Raw genomic sequence first — 19886 nt, 5'->3', positions numbered from 1 at the left:
CAGCCGTTCAGCATGCGGGTGCGCCCGCACCGCATGAGCTGCTCGCCGTTGGCGGACGGGCCGGCCGCTAAGCACGCGGAGACTTTCGTGTCTGTCAGGGCTCGCGGCTCAGAAAAGCGTCGGCCGTCCGCAAGCTCAAGGCCATGATGGTCAGCGCCGGATTGGCCGCGAGCGAGGTTGGAAAAATCGAATTGTCACAGATCCACAGGTTCGGGATATCGAAGCTGCGGCCGAACGGGTCGCAAACGGCCTCGTCTCCGCTGCGGCCCATGCGGCACGTGCCGATGGTGTGGGCGGACCGTTGTGCCGAGAAGACATCCTTCGCGCCCGCAGCCTCCCAAACGCGCGTCATCATCGCGGTCGCGTGTCGATCCATGGCTGTTTCATTCGCGTTATAGCCGAAGGCGATCCGGGCTTTTGGCACCCCGATCGCATCCACCTCATCCGACAGATCGAGACGATTGTCGGGGTGGGGCAGGCATTCGCCATTGATGCCGATCCCGGCCACGTGATTGTAGCGATCGATCGTGTCGACCAGCCGTTGCCCCCACAAGCCGCAACCGCGAACCAGCAGATTGGCCCAGGTCATCGGCATGGAACCGAGGCTCTGGACGAGGTAGCCGCCGGCGAAGTCGGCATCGGCGGGGCGCATGAAATCTTCCGTGATGAGCGAGGACGGATAGCCCTTATTGGGCCGTGTTTCCTGCTCGAATGTTCCCCACACTTGCGTGGCGACATGCGCCATGTAGTTGCGGCCGACCTGACCGGACGAGTTCGCGAAGTTGAGATGCAACAAAAGCCGCGGCGTTTCGATCGCGCCGGCGCAAAGGAACACCGCCGCGCATCGCTGGCGACGATCGATCCCGTCCTTGCGATAAACGACGGCGGTGACGCGGCCAGCGGCGTCGCGCTCGATCCCATGCGCGGGGCTGTCAGGCCGGATCTCGGCGCCAGCCAGCACCGCACGCGGCAGATAGGTGACGTCCATGCTGGTCTTGGCGCCATTGAAGCAACCCTGGTGGCACGCGCCGCAATTCACGCAGGCGTTGCGGGGCGTCGCGCCCGGCATGCGATAGGGCTGCGAGACGACGGCAGCGGGCGCATCCGCGGTGCGATAGCCCAGTGCCTCGCAACCCCGTGCCATGATGGCGGCGGGCGCATTGCGCGGCACAGGCGGCAGCGGATAGCGGCGCCCGGCATCCCACGGGTAGGGTGTCGGGCCCGAAACCCCGATGAACGCCTCGACGGCCTCATAATAGGGCCGCAATTCGTCGAGCGTCAGCGGCCAATCCACACCGACGCCGCTCTCGCGTTGAAGGACAAGGTCGCGCGCATCCGCACGGGGCACGAAAGCGCCCCAATGCAGCGTCGATCCGCCCACCCCGATGCCACTGTTGTTGCCGCCAAAGGCCTCTGGCATCGGCCCCCCGCTGAGCCGCTCGCCCGTCCAGTAAAGATCGCTGGCTGCGGTTTCGTCAGGCGTGAATGTGTCCGGGTCACGATTTTGACCCGCCTCCAAGGCGACGACACGCAGGCCCGCTTCCGCCAGCTTGGCCAGCAGGGGCGCGCCGCCGGCACCGGTTCCAATCACCACGGCGTCGACCACATCCGCGTCGGCGTAGCTCTTCATCGCATGGAGGTTCATGGCTGCGTCTTCGCCTTGGAAAGAGGTTCCCACGGCTCGCGTTCACCGAGGCCGACATGGACGAAACCGGCGGGCCCGGCGCCATCGCCCCGATTGGCGATGCCGCTGTAGCCAAGACGGTCCTGGGTCGCCGGGTAGGCGACATACATCTGGGTGGCGGCCGCGCAGAGATCCTCGAACCAGCGCTTCATCTGCTGCGGAGACAGACTTGTCTCGGGACCCGTCGAGCCCGACCGACCATTTGCAATATCGCCCAGCAACGTGTCTCGCTGCTTGGCAGACAGCGCGGCGAAGCCCCCTCGGTCCAACGAGCAGGCCATTTGGTCGAGGATCCGCAGCCCACGACGAAGCGCCTCGGCATCGGCCGGCAGGTCGGCGAACCGCCAACCATCCCCTGAAGCGGTCGCCATCGCGTCGACCATGCGTGCCGCAAGATCGATCTGCCGCTCGCCCTGTTGCGGGACCAGCCGCTCGACGACCAGCCGAAGCAGCGCCATCGCGGGGGCGTCCAACACGTCCGGATGGGGCGCAACAGTCTCGAGCCGGTCAAGCAGGACCTGCCGCGTTCGCTCGTTCACGCGCGGCGACTGGATGAGAGCGCGATACTGCGCGTCGAGACGGGGTTCCCCATGAGGCTGGGACGCCAGATGATCGAGGATGCAATCAGCAACCGCATCGGGGCATTCGAGCGGCAGCAGATGGCCTGCCCTCGGCAGCACCGTCATCTGAACGGCGCGGAAATGGGGCACCATCATGGTGGTCTGCGCATCGGCGCCGAGCCCCTCGTCCGTCTCGCCGGCGAGGATCAGGGCCGGCGTATCCAGCCGTCCAATGCGGGCAGACCAATCTTCGCGGCTGCCATTCTCGAGCCAGGCCAACCAAGCAGCGTGGCGCGTCCGCAGAACATCGGCGATGGCTCCATCCTGGAGTGTATCAGGCAGAGCATCGCCGATATTGGCTTTGATGTACCGGACGGCATCGGCACGATTTTCGGCTTCGCTGCCGCGGAACCAGCCCAGCATCTCTTGCCGTTTCGCATCGTCCATCGGTTCCGGCCCAGGCGGCGAGCCCGCCACGAGAATGATGTGCGAGAGGCCCGCGAGCCCCGCATCGCCATCCTCGGACATCCGCGAGATCGCGCATGCCACTTTGGCACCCATGCTGTGACCGGCGAGGATCCATCGACCGGGCGCGTGCTCTCGAATGCGGCCCGCTACATAAGCGGCCATGGCATCGACTGTGTAGCCGGAAAGGTCGGCGGCATCGCCGAACCCCGGAAGGTCGATAGGGATCACGTCCACACGGCCAGCCAAACGATCCACCAACGGCTGCCATTCGCGCGCACTGCCGCCCAGAAAATGCAACGCGAACATCGTGAGTGTATCGGGCTTCTGGTCGGAGATCTCCGATCGGCCTGCCATGATGTCTCCGGATAAGGGAAAGTGATGAGAAAGCAGCCCGACGTCTTCAAGGCTTGCGGAGGGCACAACGCGGAGACCGCCTCGGAGTTCGCTGTGGCGTTGTCGCACGCGAGCGGCAACGCGTATCGACGCGATGATGCGGGTTGCTGCCCCCGCATGTGCGTGGGCAGCGTGTTTTCTCAGGTCACGGGGCCGCCGACATCGCTATCTCGGCCTTAGTCCCGCGACGCGACGGCGCTGCCTCCAAAGACGACATGCTGCCGCCCCGACGGCGTGAATAGACCATAGATCATGGGCGCCTCGGGTTTGCTGGCGGCGTCGAGAATGGCGATCTGGTCGATCGGGAGCCGAAGCTCCGTGGCGGCGATGTTGTCGTGCAATTGCGAGACCCGGCTCACGCCCATCAGCGCCGTAGCGACGCCCGTCCGCGACAGAACCCAAGCCAGCGCCACGCGCGCCGGGGTTTCGCCCATCGTATGCGCCACGCCGCGCAGAGCCTCGACGATGCGCCAGTTCCGGTCGGTGAAGAGCGTGTCGCCAAACGGGTTTGCACCGTCGAGCCGCTTGTCGCCGTTCGGCCGCACCGCGCCAGTGCCGGCGTCGCTCGGGAGGCCCGATGCACGCGGCGCGCTCGCTTCCACCGTCGCGCGATCATATTTGCCGGTCAGCAGACCGTAGGCGAGCGGGCTCCACGGCATCAGTCCCATCCTCATGTCGCGCGCGAGCGGCAGATGTTCCGCCTCGATCTCGCGGCTGACCAACGAATAGAAATATTGTAGGGCGATCGGTCCGGGCAGGCCGCGTACCGAAGCCAGGGTCGCGACCTTGGCGACATACCACGCGGGCGCGTTGGACATGCCCCAATAGCGGATCTTACCGGCCCGAACGAGGGCCGACATCGTCTCCAGCAGCTCCTCGGCCGGCGTCACCGAGTCCCAGACATGTACCCAATAGAGATCGATGTAGTCGGTTCTGAGCCGGCGCAACGAACCCTCTAGGGCAGTATAGACATGTTTCGCGCCGTTGCCGCCCATGTGGGGACCCTTGCCGGCAGCGAAACCGGATTTCGTCGCGACCACGAGACTGTCGCGGAGGCGACGATCTGCGATCATGGCGCCCAGTATCTCTTCGCTTCTGCCGCCCGCATAGACATCCGCGGTGTCGACCATGTTGCCGCCCGCCTCGACATAGGCGTCGAACACCGCCTCGGCGGCCGGTCGATCCATGCCCCAGCGTGCAACCCCGAACGTCATCGTTCCCAGCGAGAGCGGGCTGACGATCAAGCCGGAACGACCCAAAGTGCGATACTGAGCAAGCGACATCGTTCTCTATTCCATAGTGGATACTATGGAAGTGTCCGTACAGCATTGCCGAGCGCAGTCAACCGTTATATATCGATCACTATGGAACCGCATAATACGCAGCCGAGCCGCCGCATCGGCCGGCCCCTCTCGTTTGATCGTGATGCGGCCTTGGCCGTCGCGATGCGGCTATTCTGGCAGCATGGCTTCGAGGCGACCTCGACGGCGGAGCTCACCAAAGCCATGGGGATTTCACCGCCGAGCCTCTACACGGCGTTCGGCGACAAGCGGGGCTTATTCCGAGAGGCCGTCGATCTCTATCTGGGCGGGATCGACACCATCATCCGGACCATCGACGAGGCCTCAAGCGCTTATGCGGCCGCGCATGATCTGCTGACCGCCGCCGCCATCGGCGACACCGGGGATCAGACCCCGGCGGGGTGCCTGCTCGCCAGTTCGATCGTGACCGCATCGACCGGTGCTGCCGACATTCGCGAGGAACTGGCGGTGCTCCGGCGCAGCATCGAAACGGCGCTGCGGACGCGGATCGAGCGCGATATGAAAGACGGCCTCATGCCGGCCACATGTGACGCCGAAGCGCTGGCAGGCCACACCATGGCGGTGGTTCAGGGCATGTCGACGCTTGCGAAGGACGGCGCCGGTCGCGACAAGCTGCTCCGGATCGTGGAAGCCGCGATGAGGGGTTGGCCGACGGTCGTCTAGCGCCCGTTGCCCAAGCGATGCATGTCGCTCGTGAGCGCGAATGGGCGTCATCCGCCCGATTGCTCGATGACTTTCTTCATCTTAGCTCAGAGCGCAGGTTGATTGTGACAATCATATAACAGACGGTCCAAAAACCGGACCTAATGGAGAACACGATCTTATGTCGTTTACGCATCCCCTCGCTCGAAATGCAAAGGTTTGGCCCACGAGCGGAGTATACGGCCAGAGCCGGCGCCTTTTGGTGATCGTTACGACCCTCGACCTCGATCCTGAGAGTAAGAAGCACAAGACCGAGAAGGTCGGACGTCTATCGGATGCTGCGAAAGAGTGGCTGTCGTTCAACCAGAACGAGGCGGACGATTTCATCATGATCAACCGCGTCAAAGACTGGTAAAGCCCGGCTCCGTCCGCGCTTCTGGATAATGGCCGACACGCGTTTTCGCGTGTCGGAAGACCCCTCCTCGCCCAACGACGTCGACTAGCGTTGCACGCCTTAAGAATGGGTCGCGCCCGTCAGCTGCCCGGAAGCCAAACGGTCATTCCGGGCTCCAGCGGCGGATTGCTGGTCCCGACCGGCTCGAGCCGCAGCCCGAAGCTGTTGAGATCGTGATCTCCGACCGCGCGGGCCGCCCGCCACGTGGCAAATTCTCCGAGCGGCTTCAGCTCCGTCACGCGAGCATCGACCTGGCGTCCGTCGGCGGTCGCCAGAGCCAACCGGTGTCCGATGGTCGATCCGCGCAGCATGTCCTCGCGAAGCGTGAACGCGAACCAGGGCTCCCCATCGACCACCATCGTCATGACGGGTTTGCCCGGAGCCATAATCTCGCCGATCTCCGCGACTTGAACGCCGATCATGCCATCGGCCGGCGCCCGCAACGTCACCTTGTCGAGCCGCGCTTGAAGATCATCGAGAGCCGCATGGGATAACGCAACTTTGGCGATTGCCAAGGCGCGCTCCTGGTCCACGGGTCCGGCTTTCGCGGCCGCATATTGGTTCTTTTTGACATCGACATCGGCCTGCGCTTTCGCGAGCGACGCCATACTCTCGTCGAGTTTCTGCCGGCTGAGGAAGCTGTTCGACGAGAGCGTCACGGCGCGGACGTTCTGTTGCTGTGCCAGAAGCAGGTTGGCCTCTGCGGTCGCAAGCGCCTGAGCCAGAATGGCGACCTGCTCGGGACGCGTGCCCGACAGCACCCGCGCTCGATCGGCCTCTGCGCTTGCGGCAGCGGCGCGGGCCTCGCCGACCGCCGCCACGAGATCGGGATTGTCGATCACGGCCACCACGTCGCCGCGATGGACGTGTTGACCCGGCGCCACCGCGATGGAGCCCAGCCGTCCCGAGACTTCGGGCGCGATGCGGATTTCGGTCTGGCGCACCATGCCGGGGATCGCTCGTGCCACTGGGGCCTGTCGTTTGGACCAGGCGAATGTCGCGGCCGCGATCCCGGCCACGACGACGAGCCCCACAAGCACGACGCGCGACGGCTTAGTGGTCATCGATCAGGCTCCCTGCTGTGGCGAGCCGTGCGCTTGCGACGGCGAGGAGCGCGTAGACGCCCGTCAGGATCCAAAGGGTCATCCACTCGCGCGACACATCGGCGACGCTGGCGCCCATTTGATTGATCCGCACCAAGGCATCGATGCCGGAGGTGCTGGGGAAGATCACGCTCATGGTCTTGAGGAGCGGCGGAATGGCTTCGACCGGCCACGCGACACCCACGAGAAAGAACAGCGGCAAGCTGATCGCGATCAGCAGGAGAACCGCCGTTTCGCGCCGCTTGGCCCAGGCCCCGGCAAACTGGCCGAGGAAGCTCACCGACAGCAGGAACGGGATGAGCACGATGGACAGATCCACCACGTGTTCGGTCGCCGAGAAGCCATAGATGCGTGGCAGGACAACGAGATACAGCGCGCATCCGGGCAGGGTCAGCATCATATGGGCGAGGCCCTGGCCCAAAACGGCCGCGACCGCTCCGCGTCGGCGCCGTTCGCGGGGGCCACCCGTCTCGAACGCGACGCCGCCGAGCGTGGCCGACCCAAGCAGCAGGGTTTGTTGCAGGATCAGCACGAAGGCGGCCGGGACAATGTAGCTGCCGTAACCGCCGGTCGGATTGAACAAGGGCTGGTTGAGGATCTCGACAGGTGAGCTTTGCGACAAGGACGCTCTGTAGAGACTGCCATCGGGTCGCGCACCGCGGGAGATGACGTCAGCCGTGACGGACCCGACGGAGTCGACGATGCCCTGCAATGTCCGGCTATAGAGGAGGAAATAAGCCGAATCGACGAAAGCCGGCAGCCGCGCCTTGTTGCCCTTCAGAACCTCGCGTTCGGTGCCGGCCGGAATATCGACGATGCCGAAGACCTCGCGTCGGGCCAATGCCATTTGGGCTGCGGCAAGCGTGGCCGGCCGGATCGCGACCTCGAGCGCCTCATCCGCATTCAGCGTCTGCACGATGGTCCGACTGAGAGGCGTGGAATCGTCGTCGACCACCGCGATGGGGACGCCGCGGATGAGTTCGCCGAGATAGGGCTGCGGATAGAGGACGCCGTAGAGCAGCGGTCCCATCACCATCAAGCCGAAGGCTCCACGATCGCGCAGCACGCGGCCGTATTCGCTCGCGAAGGCATGGACGATGCCAAGACGCCCGCGGCTGTGGGGCGCGGGAGACGGTGCGGGCTCGGGCAGCGGGTTCCGGGCGATTGCGCGGAGCCGAAGCCATGCGAGAAAAAAGAAGGCCGTCGCCAATCCCCCGAGAAACATGAACGGCCGGGCCGAATCCGCGACGGGCACGCCGCGCGCGGCCTGATCGAAGAGGATCTGGATATACCACCGGAGCGGCAGCATCGCGCCCCAGGCCTGACCGAAGGCGTTCATGGCCAAAACCGGAAAGCCGACCCCGGCGAAGCCGAAGGCAGGCGAACAGACGATGCCGGTCAGCGTCAGCCCGTTGGCGAGATTGCGGGTCAGCACCTGAAACAGCGCGCCCATCGACAGATAGGCGATGATCAGCAAGCAGGCTGCGGCGCCGACCAGGATGGGGTCGCCTCGGAATGGCACCTGATAGAGGCCATGGATGATGCCGAGCCCAATCGTCATCTGAACAGCGAAGATGCCGCAATAGGGCAAAAGCTTGCCCACAAGCGCCGCCAGTGGCGTTCCCCCGACGTCGAGCCAGTCGCGAAGATCGCGGCGCCGAAACTCCGATCCGATGGCGTAGCCGCCCGTGATGGCCATGACGACGTGAAGCACGGTCGGCAGAATGGCGCGAAGCAGAAACTGGACATAGTTGAAGGCGGGATTGGTCAGGACATATTGCTCGACCACGAGCGGTCCGGGGCTGGTCGTCTTGGAGTGAGGGGGCGTCGGCAAGGCCGCGACGGCTGCCGCCAACGCCGCTTGCAAAGAGCTGGATGCCGCATTGCCCGGCGTGAAATACTGCTTGTTGTAAAAGATGACGACCTGCGGGCGGCGTCCCGCCGTCATGTCCCGCTCAAGATCCTGGGGAATATAGACCGTCGCGATCGCGGCACCGGATCTGACGGCGTGCATGGCCCCGCTGAGATCCGACGAGCGCTGGGCGACGCTCACGCCGGGCGCGCCGTTGATGGCCTGGACCAGCGTGAGGGAGGTTGGTGTTTGGTCCTGATCGACGATGTCGACCCGGAGGTCGCGGATGACGGCGTCGCTAAAGGTTGCGGCGAGAAGCGCGAACGCCATCAACGGGATCCACAGGACCAGCAGCATGGCCACGGTGTCGTGCCTGATCCAGCGCACCTCCCGCGCCGCGGCCGCAACGACGCCGGGTCGGGCGGGCATCGAGTCCGCCACGCTGCCCGGCCGAGCGATCAACGGGACGCGCTCCATGCCGCATAAGCGCTCATGCCAGGGCGAAGGTCGGCAATCGGAGCCGTCGGGTAGGCTCGAACCTCAAATGTTCGAAGATCGAAGTCGCCGGTGGCTCGGGTGGCCCGCCAACCGGCATATTCACCCCGGGTCGCAATGGTGCGGACCGCCATGGTGATCTGCCGATCTCCGAGGGCCGGGATCTTGACGTCGAAGCGATCGCCGATCTTCAAGCCCTTGATGAGATCTTCGCGCAGGTCGAACCGGAGCCAGACATCGCTCAAATCAATGAGGGAGAGGAGCGGGACCCCAGGTGAGACGTATTCGCCGCGTTCCGCGCCGATTTGATAGACCTGCGATGCGATCGGCGCCGTCACGGTCATCTCGTCGACTTGCGCCTGTAAGGTCGCGAGCGCGGCGTCCGCTTTGGCGACGCTGGCTCGGGCAACCCCGCGTTCCTCGGGCGTGTAGCCGGCCACAGCCTCGTCATAAGCGAATTTCGCTTGTTGGACGGCCCGTTGCGAGACATCAAGGCTCGCCGTCGCTTCGTCGAGTTTCTGGATCGGGGCGAAGTCGCGCTGGGTGAGTTGCTGCGTGCGGCCAAACGTTTGCTGATTCAGTTTGGCATCGGCTTCCGCCGCCGCCAGGGCCGCCTTCTTGGCCGCCACGACTTCTGCCCGTGTGCCGACCAGAATGCGGGCGAGGTCGGCGCTCGCGACCGCCTTGGCGGATTGGGCCTCGCGCAGCTTGGCCAGCAGTTCCGGATTGTCGATGGCGACGAGAAGCTGCCCCGCGGTGACGGTATCGCCGCGTTCGACCGGCCGTTGACCGACGCGACCATCGACACGCGCCGCAATGTCGATCCGGGTTGCGTCGGCCTCGCCCTGGACCAGCAGGGGCTGCGGTTGAACGAGATACCAGAGCGAGAGACCGACAATCGTGACGACAGCGAGCGTGACGATCAGGGCCGCCGCAAGCGGCGGTTTTTGCCTTGGGCCGAGGCTTGATGGCGGCGACATGGGCGCCGTCCTCGTCTCCGGTGTCTCGAGGCTCACGCTGGCAATCCTACAAGAGAGGCTTGTTGCTGCTGGCACTCCCTGACCATGAGATGGGCCGCAGACGGTTCTTTTCCCAACAGGACAAGGCTGACGATCATCCGTTCGCAGCCTCCCTCACGATCGCATTGATCCATGATGATCTCGTGACTTGCTGTGATCGAGAGAAAGGATCGCGCAGAGACCTGCATCGGCGTGATCTTCTACTAGCATCGTTGCGAGCGGCCATAAAGTTGTGAAATTGATTCATGGTCGACATGACCAATCGTCATCATGCTTCAAATCTGAAATCACCGATCGGAAGATTGACCTCTCGATCGATCGTCGTGGCATAGATGTGGATTTGCTGCACAACCGAACGGCGTCGTATGTCCGTCCAGAAGATCGACCTCAACCTGTTCCGCGTCTTCGATGCCGTGATGCGCCACCGCAGTGTCAGCGATGCGGGGCGGGAACTCGGCGTGAGTGCGTCGGCTGTCAGTCATGCGCTGGCTCGGCTTCGGCTGGCGCTGGGCGATGATCTGTTCGTCTCTGGTACGGCCGGAATGGAGCCGACCGCGCGGGCGCTCGACCTGATGCCCAGCATCCGCGATGGCTTGGGGCGGATCGCTGCGGCTGTCGCCGACGCGCCGTTCACCCCGTCTGAGACGACCCGAACGTTCCGGATCGCCGCCACCGATTATGCCGCCGTCACGGTGCTGCCAAGCCTGGTCGGCCGCCTGGCCACGATCGCTCCTGACGCGAACCTCCGCGTCGTGCCCTCGAACCGCGTCGACGTCGTTCAATTGCTCGACAGCGGCCGGGTCGATCTCGTCCTCGGCTGGTTCGGTGAACTGCCCGATCGCATCAATCGCTCGACGATTGTGGTCGAACACGAAGCGATCGTGGTCCGAGCGGGTCACCCGCTGACAGCCGAAAACGTGACGCTGGCGCGCGTGTTCGCCTTCCCGCATATCGTCGTCGAATTGACCGGGACCGAGGACCAGGCCGTTGACGGCTTCCTCGATGAGCGAGGGGTTGCGCGGCGCGTCTGGATCGAGCGGATCCTGATCGAGCGGGAAAGCCAGGGTCCGGTCGCCCGCGTCGCGGTTTCGGTTCCGCATTATGCCGCCGTGCCGCCCATGCTGGCCGTGACCGATATGGTCGCGACTTTGCCGCGCCGCCTCGCGCTCCAGGCCGTGCAGCAGGGTTTGCTCGTCGTGCTCGACCTGCCTCACGAACCGCTTGCCGTTTCGGTCGAGTCGATCCGACACCAACGCTCGAGCAGCGACGCGGGCCTGCTGTGGCTCGAGACGACGATGCGCGACGTGATGCGGGACCCGGCGATGAAAGACCCGGCGGATCTCGCATCGAAGTCGCCGCACCGATCGGACGGCGCTTGATTGGCCCGCGCAGCAGCATCTTGTGCTTCAGACTACCAGCGGCGCCAGGGCTAGCAACGCGAAATCAGCCGCGCTAGACCACGCCGATGCAGAAGACGCGCACCGCACATCGCTGGCTCTATTCGCATGAGACAAGCCTCCCCCCTAGGCGGACCGTTGCGGCGATCGGCGTGCTGTCGGGCCGGACCATTCGTCGCGCTTAGGCGTCCGACACGCTCCCAAGATGAAAGATATTCAGCAATGCGGCGAAACATCATCGCGACCGTGTCGTTCGGACCGATCAGGTTCAGAATGGAAATGTTCGAGAATGATTGGGGCCCCGAAGATCCGATTTTAAACGATGCTCTCAACGCGTCTTTTGATGAAAATGTCTCGCTTGCCTGGTGGATGTATTTCGCGAGGACTGCAGCGGATCCGGGTGTTTTCTTCGATGTCGGAGCGTATTCCGGGCTTTATTCGCTGATCATTCCCAAGGTAAGACAAGATCACAGAGTTGTGGCCATGGAGCCATCGTCGATTACCTACGGACGACTTGTCAGAAATCTACAGCTCAATATCCTTGATCCCGCTATCCTGGCCGCGAACATTGCTGCTTGGAACACGGACGAGCAGATCACGTTCAAGCATCCGTTCGGCATTTATACGATGTGTCCGGGCGAAAGCGCTCTCGGCTTCGCGAAGGTCGATCATACCGTGTCGGCCCGGGCGATTCCGTTAGATAGTTTGGTGTCGCAGCGAAGTGACCTGAAAGACTATGTCGATTCAGCCTCCTACGACTTCATGCCGGCCCGCAATGTCATTGCGGTCAAGATCGACGTCGAAGGCGTCGAGCCGCGCGTGATCGAGGGGGCCATGACGCTTATCGAGCAGCATCGTCCCTTCATCATCTGCGAAGCTTTGAACGAACCGGCCAAACAGGCGCTTCGCGCGCTCTTGTTGCCCTTGCGCTATAGCGTGATCGACGTCGACAACGAGCTAAACCTCATCTTCATACCGACCGAGAAGTTTGAGGCTAGTCGGTCTGGCTTTGCAAATTGGTGCGCGGCTCAGCCGACCCCCCTTGTGTTGACGGCTCAGCCTGAGATGTGCATGCGGGTGGACCCGCTCCCGTAAACGGCGCTTTGATGGGTGCCTCGGACATCAAGAAAGGCTGCCCGGAATGTCGAGCAGGCCCATGTTGAAATACGCGCCGAGATGATCTGCGACGTGCGTCTTGCTTGACGATGCGATCCCGTCCTGATCGAATCTATGCCCCGGCCACCAGCGTATCGATCCGAAGCGGCAAATCGCGGACGCGCTGCCCCGTTGCATGGAACACCGCGTTAGCAACCGCGGCCGAGGTGCCCACGATGCCAATCTCGCCAATGCCCTTGATGCCGAGCGGATTGATCGCGCTATCCTCTTCCGGCACCATGATGACCTGAACGTCGATCACATCGGCATTCACAGGCACCAGATAATCCGCGAGGTTGGTGTTCAGGTAGCGAGCCGCATTGGTGTCGATCTCGGTCTGCTCGTGGAGGGCTGAGCCGATACCCCAGATCATGCCGCCCATATACTGGCTGTGGGCGGTCCGCGTGTTCATGATGTGCCCCGACGCGAAAGCTCCCACGATGCGTGGCACGCGGATTTCCCGTGTTCGTGCGTGGACCCGAACCTCGACGAACTGCGCCCCGAAGGCGAACTGGATGCGGTCGGCCAGCTTTGCACCGCCCGTCGGCTGCGCCGCGCCCCGATAGAGCATCTGTACGGCGCCCTTCGGTGCCCCATGCGGTGTCCACTCGGCGTATTCCTGCAAGGACCCCATGCCGCGATCCTTCAGGGCTGCGACGAGGTCGGTGACCGGTGTCGGCCCATCGCTCAGTTTCGCGCGGATCGCGTCGCACGCCTGCGCCACGACCGAGCAGACGCTGGCAGTCGAGATCGAGCCACCCGCAACCGGCGCCGGAGGCAGAATGGTATCGCCGAGCAGGACCGATATTTTCTCATACGGCAAACCGAGCCGTTCGGCCGCCGTCTGGGCCACAACGGTGTAGATGCCGTTCCCGATCTCGTGGCTTGCGGTTTCGACCCGTGCGGTCCCATCCGGGAACAGGCTGACGCGGGCGGTCGCCGCAGCCATTTGGGTCGGATAGGCAGAGGTCGCGCAGCCATAGCCGATCAACCAATCGCCATCTCGCATCGAACCGGGCTGTGGCGTCCGTTTTGACCAGCCGAACGCTTCAGCGGCTTGATCGAAGCAGGGCATCAAGGTCCGGCTTGTGTATGGAAGCCCCTTGATCGGCTCGTGTTGCGTGTCGTTGATCCGGCGCAATTCGACCGGGTCCATCTTCAACGCCACGGCGAGTTCGTCCATTGCGCTTTCGAGTGCGAAGAAATACGGCGTCTCGGCCGGTGCGCGCATAAAGCCGGGTGTCGATCGGTCCGCCCGCACGATCGTGACGTTGCTGGCTATGTTGGGGCAGGCATACATGCGGGTCGAGGCATCCGTCCCGGCCACCGCGTAAGGATCATGCCGCGATGTGACCTCGAAGCCATCATGGCTGAGCGCCTGCAACTTGCCGTTACGGTCGGCGCCGAGCTTGATCCGATGCTTGGTTTCGGCCCGGTAGGTCGCGATCGTAAATCCCTGGTCCCGCGTCGCGACGAGCTTCACCGGGCGGCCGAGTTTTCGAGCCGCAATCGCGACGATCGCGGTGCGCTGTGTCAAACCGCCCTTCGACCCGAATGCGCCACCGATGTAGGGGCTGATGACCCGAACCTGGCTAGCATCGATGCCGAGTTGTGCCGCAAGGCCGTTTTTGATGCCGTAAACATTCTGGCTCGGTTCATGGACGGTCAGTTGCGAGCCGTTCCAGGAGCATTGGGTCGCGAAAAGCTCGATCGGATTGTGATGCTGGGTCGGGGTCGAATAGGCGACGTCGACCGTGACCGGCGCGGCGGCATAAGCCGTCGCGAAATCTCCGACTTTCGGGTCCTCGTGCTTTTTGTTCTGGCTCGCCAGCTCCTGATCGACCGCGCCCTTCGAGTCGAAAGTGGAGGATGGCGAGGCAATCTCATAAGTCACGATGACGCGATGGGCGGCATCGCGCGCGACCTCGTAGCTGTTGGCCAGCACCATGGCGATCGTCTGGCCGCCATAGGCGATCTCGGCCGAGGCGAGCGGCACCACCGTATTCGAGGCCGGGCCGCCTTCGGTGAAGAATTTCACCGGCTTGATGGCGTCGCCGATCGTCTCGTGGGTCAAAATATCGAGCACGCCCGGGAGGGCGAGGGCGGCCTTAAGATCGAAGGATGCGATGCGCCCTTTGGCGATCGTGCTACTGACGAGGTAGGCGTAAGCCACGTCGGGCAGACCGACATCGGACGCGTAGAGCGCCGATCCCGTGACTTTAGCGCGGGCGTCATAGCGCGGCACGGGTTGGCCCATATTGGCCTTCGGGGCGGGTGCTGCTGCATCAACCATCATCAACCCTCCAGCGTCGCGGCTTGAAGCAGCGCGCGCACCACGGTCTTCTGACCGAGCGCAACCTTGTAGGCATTATGTTCACGCGGCGCGGCGCCCGCAAAAGCAATCCGGGCCGCATTGGTTGCGGCATTCTCATCGAGGGGCTTGCCGATCAACGCGGCTTCGGCCTCCTTGGCGCGCCACGGCACCGTCGCCACGCCACCAAGCGCGATGCGGGCATGCCGCACCACGCCCTGATCGAGATCCAAAGCGACAGCCGCCGATGCCAGCGCATATTCGTAGGACTGACGGTCACGGATTTTGAGATAAAGCGACCGTCGGGTCCAGGGACCAGCCGGAACCGACAAGCCCGTGATCAAGTCGCCGGGCGCCAAGGTCGTTTCCACATTCGGGGTGGATCCCGGCTCGCGATGGAGCGCGCTGAACGCGATCATCCGGTTGCCCTTCGGACCGACGATATCGACCGTCGCATCGAGCGCGATCAGGGCCTGAGCAAAATCGCCATGGTAGGTCGCGATACAATCCGGGCTGGTGCCAAGGATCGCGTTCTGACGGTTCACCCCTTGGAGCGCGGCGCAACCCGAACCCGGATTACGCTTGTTGCACGCCGTCCACGACGGATCGCGGAAATAGTTACAACGGGTTCGCTGCAAAACATTGCCGCCGAGCGTGGCCATATTCCGAAGCTGGGCGCTTGCCGCAAGCGTCAGGCTTTGGGCGAGGACCGGATAAGCCTTGATGATGGCGGGGTGGTCCGCCGCGGCCGACATCTTGACCAGGGCTCCAAGCTTCAAGCCTGCTTCGGTCACCTCGATAGCGGAGTGGCTTTGATCCAGACCGGTGATGTCGACGACCCGCGCCGGTTGCATCACGTCGAGCTTCATCAGATCGAGCAAGGTGGTGCCGCCAGCGATATATTCGGCTGGAAAACGGCCCTGAACGAGCTTTCCGCTTTTATCAGCTTCCGGCGCATTTGATGCGCCGTAAGATTGCGTCGCCGCAATCGTGGAGGTCGCGCGAGCGTAGGTGAAGGGGCGCATCGGATCAGCCCTCCATCGTGGTTTTGGCCTGACGAACGGCCGCGACAATATTGGGGTAGGCCGCGCAGCGACAAAGATTACCGCTCATATATTCGCGGATAGCATCATCGTTGTCGGCATGTCCTTCCTGGATGCAACCGATCGCCGACATGATCTGGCCCGGCGTACAATATCCGCATTGGAAAGCGTCATGATCGACGAAGGCTTGCTGCATCGGATGCAGCGGCCCATCCGCCCGCGTGAGCCCTTCGATCGTGGTGATCTCCTTGCCTTGCGCCGCGACCGCCAGGGTAAGGCAGCCAAGCGCCCGCTTACCATCGAGCAACACGGTGCAGGCGCCGCATTGTCCATGATCGCAGCCCTTCTTCGAGCCCGTCAGTCCGATATGATCGCGCAGCGCATCGAGCACGGTCGTCCGCACATCAAGGCCCATGCGATAGACTTCGCCATTGACCGAGAGGTGGACGTCGAGCGGCGCTTGCGGGTCGGCGAGCGGTACCGGCTGGGCTTGGGCCTTTGCGGCTCCGGCGCCGACGAGGGGAATTGCAGCGGTCGATACCGTTGCGCCGAGAAAATGTCGTCGGCTGACCGACACTGCAGGCGTGTCGTCATGGTCTGTCGGCATGGTTGCCTCCGCAAGTGCCTCGAACGATCGAAACGGATCACGATCCGGAACGAGCAGGCGCATATCGCCCACTGTCATTCGAGTAACCCTCAGCTCTTTGGAGTGTTTCCAACCAACCTGCGTTTTATCGCGGTCCGGTCACTCGGTCGCATGCGCCGATTATGCGCGCCGAAACAGTCGATCTGGTGATGCCGTCACGGCTTTGTTCGGTTCTGCTCGTCGGCGGGCGTGAGGCCGCGCCGATGCTCGAGCACCTTGGCGCCGATCAGAAACAGGATGCCGCAGGCGAGCACGATACACAGGCCTGCCATGATCCAGAACGGCGCCATGGCCAACAGAGCTTCGGTTTCGGCGTTCACGTGGTAGTTCCTCGGTCGTGAGATGCGGATGGTGTCTCGAAACGATGTCGGACGACGCTTTCCTCGAATACGTGTCGCCCTGCGTTTATATAGGCACGCTTTCGGACGCGTGACGCCGCTGCAACGTGATGTGAAGCAGGTCCAGAACGTTGCTGTGCGCGACGCGTTGATCGGGTAAGGACCATTTGGTCCCGCGTCCACTAGGCGAGCAATCATGACATCGATCCCCGATCAAGCTGGCGCCCTCGTCGGACGAACCATCCTGTTGATCGAGGATGATCCTCTCGTCGGAGTCGTTGTCGTCGATCATTTGGAGGACGCCGGTGCGATCGTCGTCGGTCCGGTGACGACGATCGCGGATGCGCTCGAGGTGATCGCCGGTGATACCGTCTTCGATGCTGCCATGCTGGACGCCCATCTTCAGGATGGCTCTGCGCGCGACATCATCGCGGCTTTGGTCTTGCGCGGCACGCCTTACGTGCTCGTGACGGGAGACGAGAATTTCGGTTTGGCCTATTCGGCGAATGCGCCCTGTGTGCCGAAGCCGGCCAATATGGGGAAGGTTACGCAGTTGCTAGCCTCTCTGCTGGCGGAGCAGGACAGCGCCGAAATAAGGCCGCCCGCGGCCAATCTGACTCCGTCGGGCCAGGGTCTTCCGTTCGAGCTGTCTGCATCGCAGGGGCTGGACGCGGCAGGCCACGACGATCTGATCGGTCAACATGGCGCCGTGACGGTTGGCACATTACGCAAGATCTATGGTGAGAGTTTCGCCCACGGATCGTCGCCGGATGCTCAATTGGCCGATGTCATGGCTGGTCTTGACGCGCCGTCGTGGTCTTGGCTGACCACTGACCATGCAAGCGGCAATCTCGCCGGCGCAATCTTGATGGCCCATGCTCCCGGTCCGCGCGGCTAGCCAGCCGAGCATCGGACTGCGGATTGCCAAGGGTCGGGCGGCTTCGATGCTGTGAGCCCGTCCAGTGTAAGGGTCCCGTCCTCTCGATTTTGAAAATCGTTTCTTGTTTGTCCTGAAGCCCGGTCCGTCCTGATGTCGACCGCTCGCGACCGGTTCGCGTGTCAGGCGAGGCTCACGCTTTGCTGCCACCCCGACCATGTCGATGCCGTCTTCGCTCGCGTTGCCCGGGTGCCCAGCAAGCCTCGTTCGATGTCTCCGCCTTTTTACGGCAGGTTATAATGTTGCGCCGCAACGATGGCTCATTCGCGTGTTGAGCGAAGATCAAATCACCAATTTATGATGCGATTGGTCGTTGCAAACCAAAGACCTTACTTTTCATTATACGGAAGCAGCGACCGATGTGAAGCGAACATTTGATTGATCCGGAGGCAAGCGTTGCTTCTGCGACCATTACTAACATATCGCGCTGTTTAGAAATGCTGCACCGCCCTTGTAACATCACGCACCGCAAAGTAGTTATAACGGTTGCTGTAATGAGAGAGCTTAGCTCAAGCTGCGATTGAATCAGGGAGTGCGAGTGAATGCCGGGCGATGTTGAAGCCATTCTTGTTGCTGGAATGCACCGCAGCGGTACGTCTTCGTTAGCCGGAACACTTGTCAAAATGGGGGCCACCGCGCCGCGAACCCTTATGGGTGCGAGTGAGGGAAATGAGCGGGGTCACTGGGAATCCTGGGCCGTGATGGAACTGAACGACGAACTCCTAGCCGCTGTCGGGTCGAGTTGGAGCGATTGGCATCCGATCCGCGAATTCTGGGATGATGAGGGCTTCATGGTTCGCTTCCGCGATCGTGCACGGGCCATGCTCGACACGGAATTCGACCATTCGACGTTTTACGTGTTCAAGGATCCCCGCCTCTGCCGCATTCTGCCGTTCTGGATCCGCGTTCTCGGCGAGTCGGGGGCGATCTTTCGCGTCCTCTTGCCGGTTCGTAATCCTCTCGAGGTGGCCTATTCCTTGCGGAAGCGGAGCGGGTTTTCCCTGAGCTTGGGGCTGCTGTTGTGGCTCACACACACGCTGGATGCGGAAGCCTACAGCCGCGGAAGCGCGCGGGCTGTTGTCGACTGGACTGATTTTCTATCCGACTCACGGCTGACGCTAGCACGCGCGGGCGAGCACCTCGGCCGAGCGTGGCCTTATCAGTCGATCAAGAACTGCAGTGAGATGGAGGATTTTCTCACGGAGGATCTGCGTCACAACGTGGTCAGCGACGCGGATTTCGAGATCCATCCCGATATCAATAATTGGATTAAGCGGACCTACCGCGCGATGCAGCAGCTCGCGCGAGAGCCTCACTCCGAAGATGCGCTGCATACCCTGCAGGACGTGCGCGTGGAGTTTCATCGGGCAGCCGAGTTGTTCGGCCCCATTCTCCTCAAACTCGAAAAGCAAGAAGAGGAACGGGCCGAGGCTTATCGAATCCTTCAGGACAAGGAGCGGGCTGCCGAAACGCGATCTGCCTTGCTGGGCGGCGAGGTCGGCCTACAGACCGAGCGCGCGGCCTTGGCCGAGCAGGAACGTGAACATTTGAGACATCTGCTGGGACAGACGGAGGTCGAGCGGTCCGATCTTGCACAACAAGTCGAGGCGAGTGCCACTGAACGCGATCGACTTTGCGCTGAACGCGACCGGGTTGCTGCGGAGAAAGAGCAGCTTGAAGCCGAACGCAACCGGGCCGCTGCCGAGAAGGAGCTGCTTACCGCCGAACGCGACCGTGTTGCTGCGGAGAAAGAGCAGCTTGAAGCCGAACGCAACCGCGCCGCTGCAGAGAAGGAGCAGCTTACCGCGGAGCGCGACCGCGTTGCTGCGGAAAAAGAGCAGCTTGAAGCCGAACGTGACCGATCGACGGCTGAACGAGAGCAGCTTGCTGACGAGCTGAAACGCAGGGTCGAGGAATTGAAGGCGATGAAGCAGGACCTCGAACGGGTCAACGAGGCGTTCGAGCGGGCGAACTCGCAAGGGATGCTGCGACGGCTTATCGGTTCACGTCACTCTTGAGGCTTTGCGAGGCGAACCACATGCGTGTGTGATCCTGCGTCTAGCCGGC

The 19886-nt window shown here is 63.0% G+C and carries 16 protein-coding genes; 6 read left to right on the top strand and 10 right to left on the bottom strand.

Annotation, left to right across the window (positions count from 1 at the left end):
• Positions 1-94: 94 nt before the first annotated feature.
• The 3 genes from EY713_RS02690 to EY713_RS02680 form a co-directional block, all read right to left on the bottom strand.
• A complete protein-coding gene (locus tag EY713_RS02690) occupies positions 95-1348 on the bottom strand; it encodes a GMC oxidoreductase (RefSeq protein ID WP_425374333.1) in 1254 nt (417 codons plus the stop codon).
• Between the two features lie 293 nt (positions 1349-1641).
• Positions 1642-3066 carry an alpha/beta hydrolase gene (locus tag EY713_RS02685; protein WP_131113444.1) on the bottom strand — a complete coding sequence of 475 codons (1425 nt, stop codon included), beginning with the start codon at positions 3064-3066 and terminating at the stop codon, positions 1642-1644.
• A gap of 215 nt (positions 3067-3281) precedes the next feature.
• Positions 3282-4388: an aldo/keto reductase gene (locus tag EY713_RS02680; RefSeq protein ID WP_131113443.1), complete on the bottom strand. Its 1107-nt coding sequence runs from the start codon at positions 4386-4388 to the stop codon at positions 3282-3284.
• 81 nt (positions 4389-4469) lie between these two features.
• On the opposite strand from EY713_RS02680, the gene EY713_RS02675 reads away from it, so the two are divergent.
• Together EY713_RS02675 and EY713_RS22640 are read left to right on the top strand one after the other, a co-directional pair.
• Positions 4470-5090 (top strand): TetR/AcrR family transcriptional regulator, encoded by a 621-nt coding sequence (locus EY713_RS02675; protein ID WP_210215303.1) that lies wholly within the window; start codon positions 4470-4472, stop codon positions 5088-5090.
• Positions 5091-5331: 241 nt separating this feature from the next.
• Positions 5332-5484 carry a hypothetical protein gene (locus tag EY713_RS22640; protein ID WP_165491003.1) on the top strand — a complete coding sequence of 51 codons (153 nt, stop codon included), beginning with the start codon at positions 5332-5334 and terminating at the stop codon, positions 5482-5484.
• 119 nt (positions 5485-5603) lie between these two features.
• On the opposite strand, the gene EY713_RS02670 is transcribed toward EY713_RS22640, so the two are convergent.
• The 3 genes from EY713_RS02670 to EY713_RS02660 are packed head-to-tail and all read right to left on the bottom strand — an operon-like array spanning position 5604 to position 9953.
• Positions 5604-6587 (bottom strand): HlyD family secretion protein, encoded by a 984-nt coding sequence (locus EY713_RS02670; protein ID WP_131113442.1) that lies wholly within the window; start codon positions 6585-6587, stop codon positions 5604-5606.
• Positions 6577-8907 (bottom strand): ABC transporter permease, encoded by a 2331-nt coding sequence (locus tag EY713_RS02665; RefSeq protein WP_131113441.1) that lies wholly within the window; start codon positions 8905-8907, stop codon positions 6577-6579. The genes EY713_RS02670 and EY713_RS02665 overlap by 11 nt, the downstream gene beginning before the upstream one ends.
• A gap of 29 nt (positions 8908-8936) precedes the next feature.
• Positions 8937-9953: an HlyD family secretion protein gene (locus EY713_RS02660; protein ID WP_131113440.1), complete on the bottom strand. Its 1017-nt coding sequence runs from the start codon at positions 9951-9953 to the stop codon at positions 8937-8939.
• A gap of 404 nt (positions 9954-10357) precedes the next feature.
• On the opposite strand from EY713_RS02660, the gene EY713_RS02655 reads away from it, so the two are divergent.
• Positions 10358-11371: a LysR family transcriptional regulator gene (locus tag EY713_RS02655; RefSeq protein WP_131113439.1), complete on the top strand. Its 1014-nt coding sequence runs from the start codon at positions 10358-10360 to the stop codon at positions 11369-11371.
• A 291-nt stretch (positions 11372-11662) separates the two neighbouring features.
• Entirely contained in the window at positions 11663-12484 is an 822-nt protein-coding gene (locus EY713_RS02650) for an FkbM family methyltransferase (RefSeq protein WP_165491002.1), read from the top strand.
• Positions 12485-12617: 133 nt separating this feature from the next.
• On the opposite strand, the gene EY713_RS02645 is transcribed toward EY713_RS02650, so the two are convergent.
• From EY713_RS02645 to EY713_RS22635, 4 genes are all read right to left on the bottom strand, one after another.
• Positions 12618-14840: a xanthine dehydrogenase family protein molybdopterin-binding subunit gene (locus EY713_RS02645; RefSeq protein WP_245572866.1), complete on the bottom strand. Its 2223-nt coding sequence runs from the start codon at positions 14838-14840 to the stop codon at positions 12618-12620.
• Complete coding sequence (locus tag EY713_RS02640) at positions 14840-15880, bottom strand: FAD binding domain-containing protein (RefSeq protein ID WP_131113437.1); 1041 nt, start codon at positions 15878-15880, stop codon at positions 14840-14842. Before EY713_RS02640 ends, EY713_RS02645 begins: the two co-directional genes overlap by 1 nt.
• A gap of 4 nt (positions 15881-15884) precedes the next feature.
• Complete coding sequence (locus EY713_RS23420) at positions 15885-16505, bottom strand: (2Fe-2S)-binding protein (RefSeq protein WP_131119182.1); 621 nt, start codon at positions 16503-16505, stop codon at positions 15885-15887.
• A gap of 194 nt (positions 16506-16699) precedes the next feature.
• A complete protein-coding gene (locus EY713_RS22635) occupies positions 16700-16864 on the bottom strand; it encodes a hypothetical protein (protein ID WP_165491001.1) in 165 nt (54 codons plus the stop codon).
• Between the two features lie 214 nt (positions 16865-17078).
• Between EY713_RS22635 and EY713_RS22955 the strand changes: the two genes are divergently transcribed.
• Entirely contained in the window at positions 17079-17780 is a 702-nt protein-coding gene (locus EY713_RS22955) for a response regulator (protein ID WP_131113436.1), read from the top strand.
• Positions 17781-18361: 581 nt separating this feature from the next.
• The gene (locus tag EY713_RS02625) at positions 18362-19837 is read left to right on the top strand and encodes a hypothetical protein (protein ID WP_131113435.1); all 1476 of its coding nucleotides are present in this window, start codon (positions 18362-18364) and stop codon (positions 19835-19837) included.
• The last annotated feature ends 49 nt before the right edge of the window (positions 19838-19886 follow it).

It is taken from the genome of Lichenihabitans psoromatis, from assembly GCF_004323635.1.
GTDB lineage: Bacteria > Pseudomonadota > Alphaproteobacteria > Rhizobiales > Beijerinckiaceae > Lichenihabitans > Lichenihabitans psoromatis.
This window is presented reverse-complemented; position numbering and strand designations above follow the sequence as displayed.

What these genes read in the sequence shown, in the direction of transcription:
- EY713_RS02685 (WP_131113444.1), bottom strand. Translation starts at nt 3,066, where the DNA reads ATGGCAGGCCGATCGGAGATCTCCGACCAGAAGCCCGATACACTCACG.
- EY713_RS02680 (WP_131113443.1), bottom strand. Translation starts at nt 4,388, where the DNA reads ATGTCGCTTGCTCAGTATCGCACTTTGGGTCGTTCCGGCTTGATCGTC.
- EY713_RS02675 (WP_210215303.1), top strand. Translation starts at nt 4,470, where the DNA reads ATGGAACCGCATAATACGCAGCCGAGCCGCCGCATCGGCCGGCCCCTC.
- EY713_RS02670 (WP_131113442.1), bottom strand. Translation starts at nt 6,587, where the DNA reads ATGACCACTAAGCCGTCGCGCGTCGTGCTTGTGGGGCTCGTCGTCGTG.
- EY713_RS02665 (WP_131113441.1), bottom strand. Translation starts at nt 8,907, where the DNA reads ATGCCCGCCCGACCCGGCGTCGTTGCGGCCGCGGCGCGGGAGGTGCGC.
- EY713_RS02660 (WP_131113440.1), bottom strand. Translation starts at nt 9,953, where the DNA reads ATGTCGCCGCCATCAAGCCTCGGCCCAAGGCAAAAACCGCCGCTTGCG.
- EY713_RS02655 (WP_131113439.1), top strand. Translation starts at nt 10,358, where the DNA reads ATGTCCGTCCAGAAGATCGACCTCAACCTGTTCCGCGTCTTCGATGCC.
- EY713_RS02650 (WP_165491002.1), top strand. Translation starts at nt 11,663, where the DNA reads ATGGAAATGTTCGAGAATGATTGGGGCCCCGAAGATCCGATTTTAAAC.
- EY713_RS02645 (WP_245572866.1), bottom strand. Translation starts at nt 14,840, where the DNA reads ATGATGGTTGATGCAGCAGCACCCGCCCCGAAGGCCAATATGGGCCAA.
- EY713_RS02640 (WP_131113437.1), bottom strand. Translation starts at nt 15,880, where the DNA reads ATGCGCCCCTTCACCTACGCTCGCGCGACCTCCACGATTGCGGCGACG.
- EY713_RS23420 (WP_131119182.1), bottom strand. Translation starts at nt 16,505, where the DNA reads ATGCCGACAGACCATGACGACACGCCTGCAGTGTCGGTCAGCCGACGA.
- EY713_RS22955 (WP_131113436.1), top strand. Translation starts at nt 17,079, where the DNA reads ATGACATCGATCCCCGATCAAGCTGGCGCCCTCGTCGGACGAACCATC.
- EY713_RS02625 (WP_131113435.1), top strand. Translation starts at nt 18,362, where the DNA reads ATGCCGGGCGATGTTGAAGCCATTCTTGTTGCTGGAATGCACCGCAGC.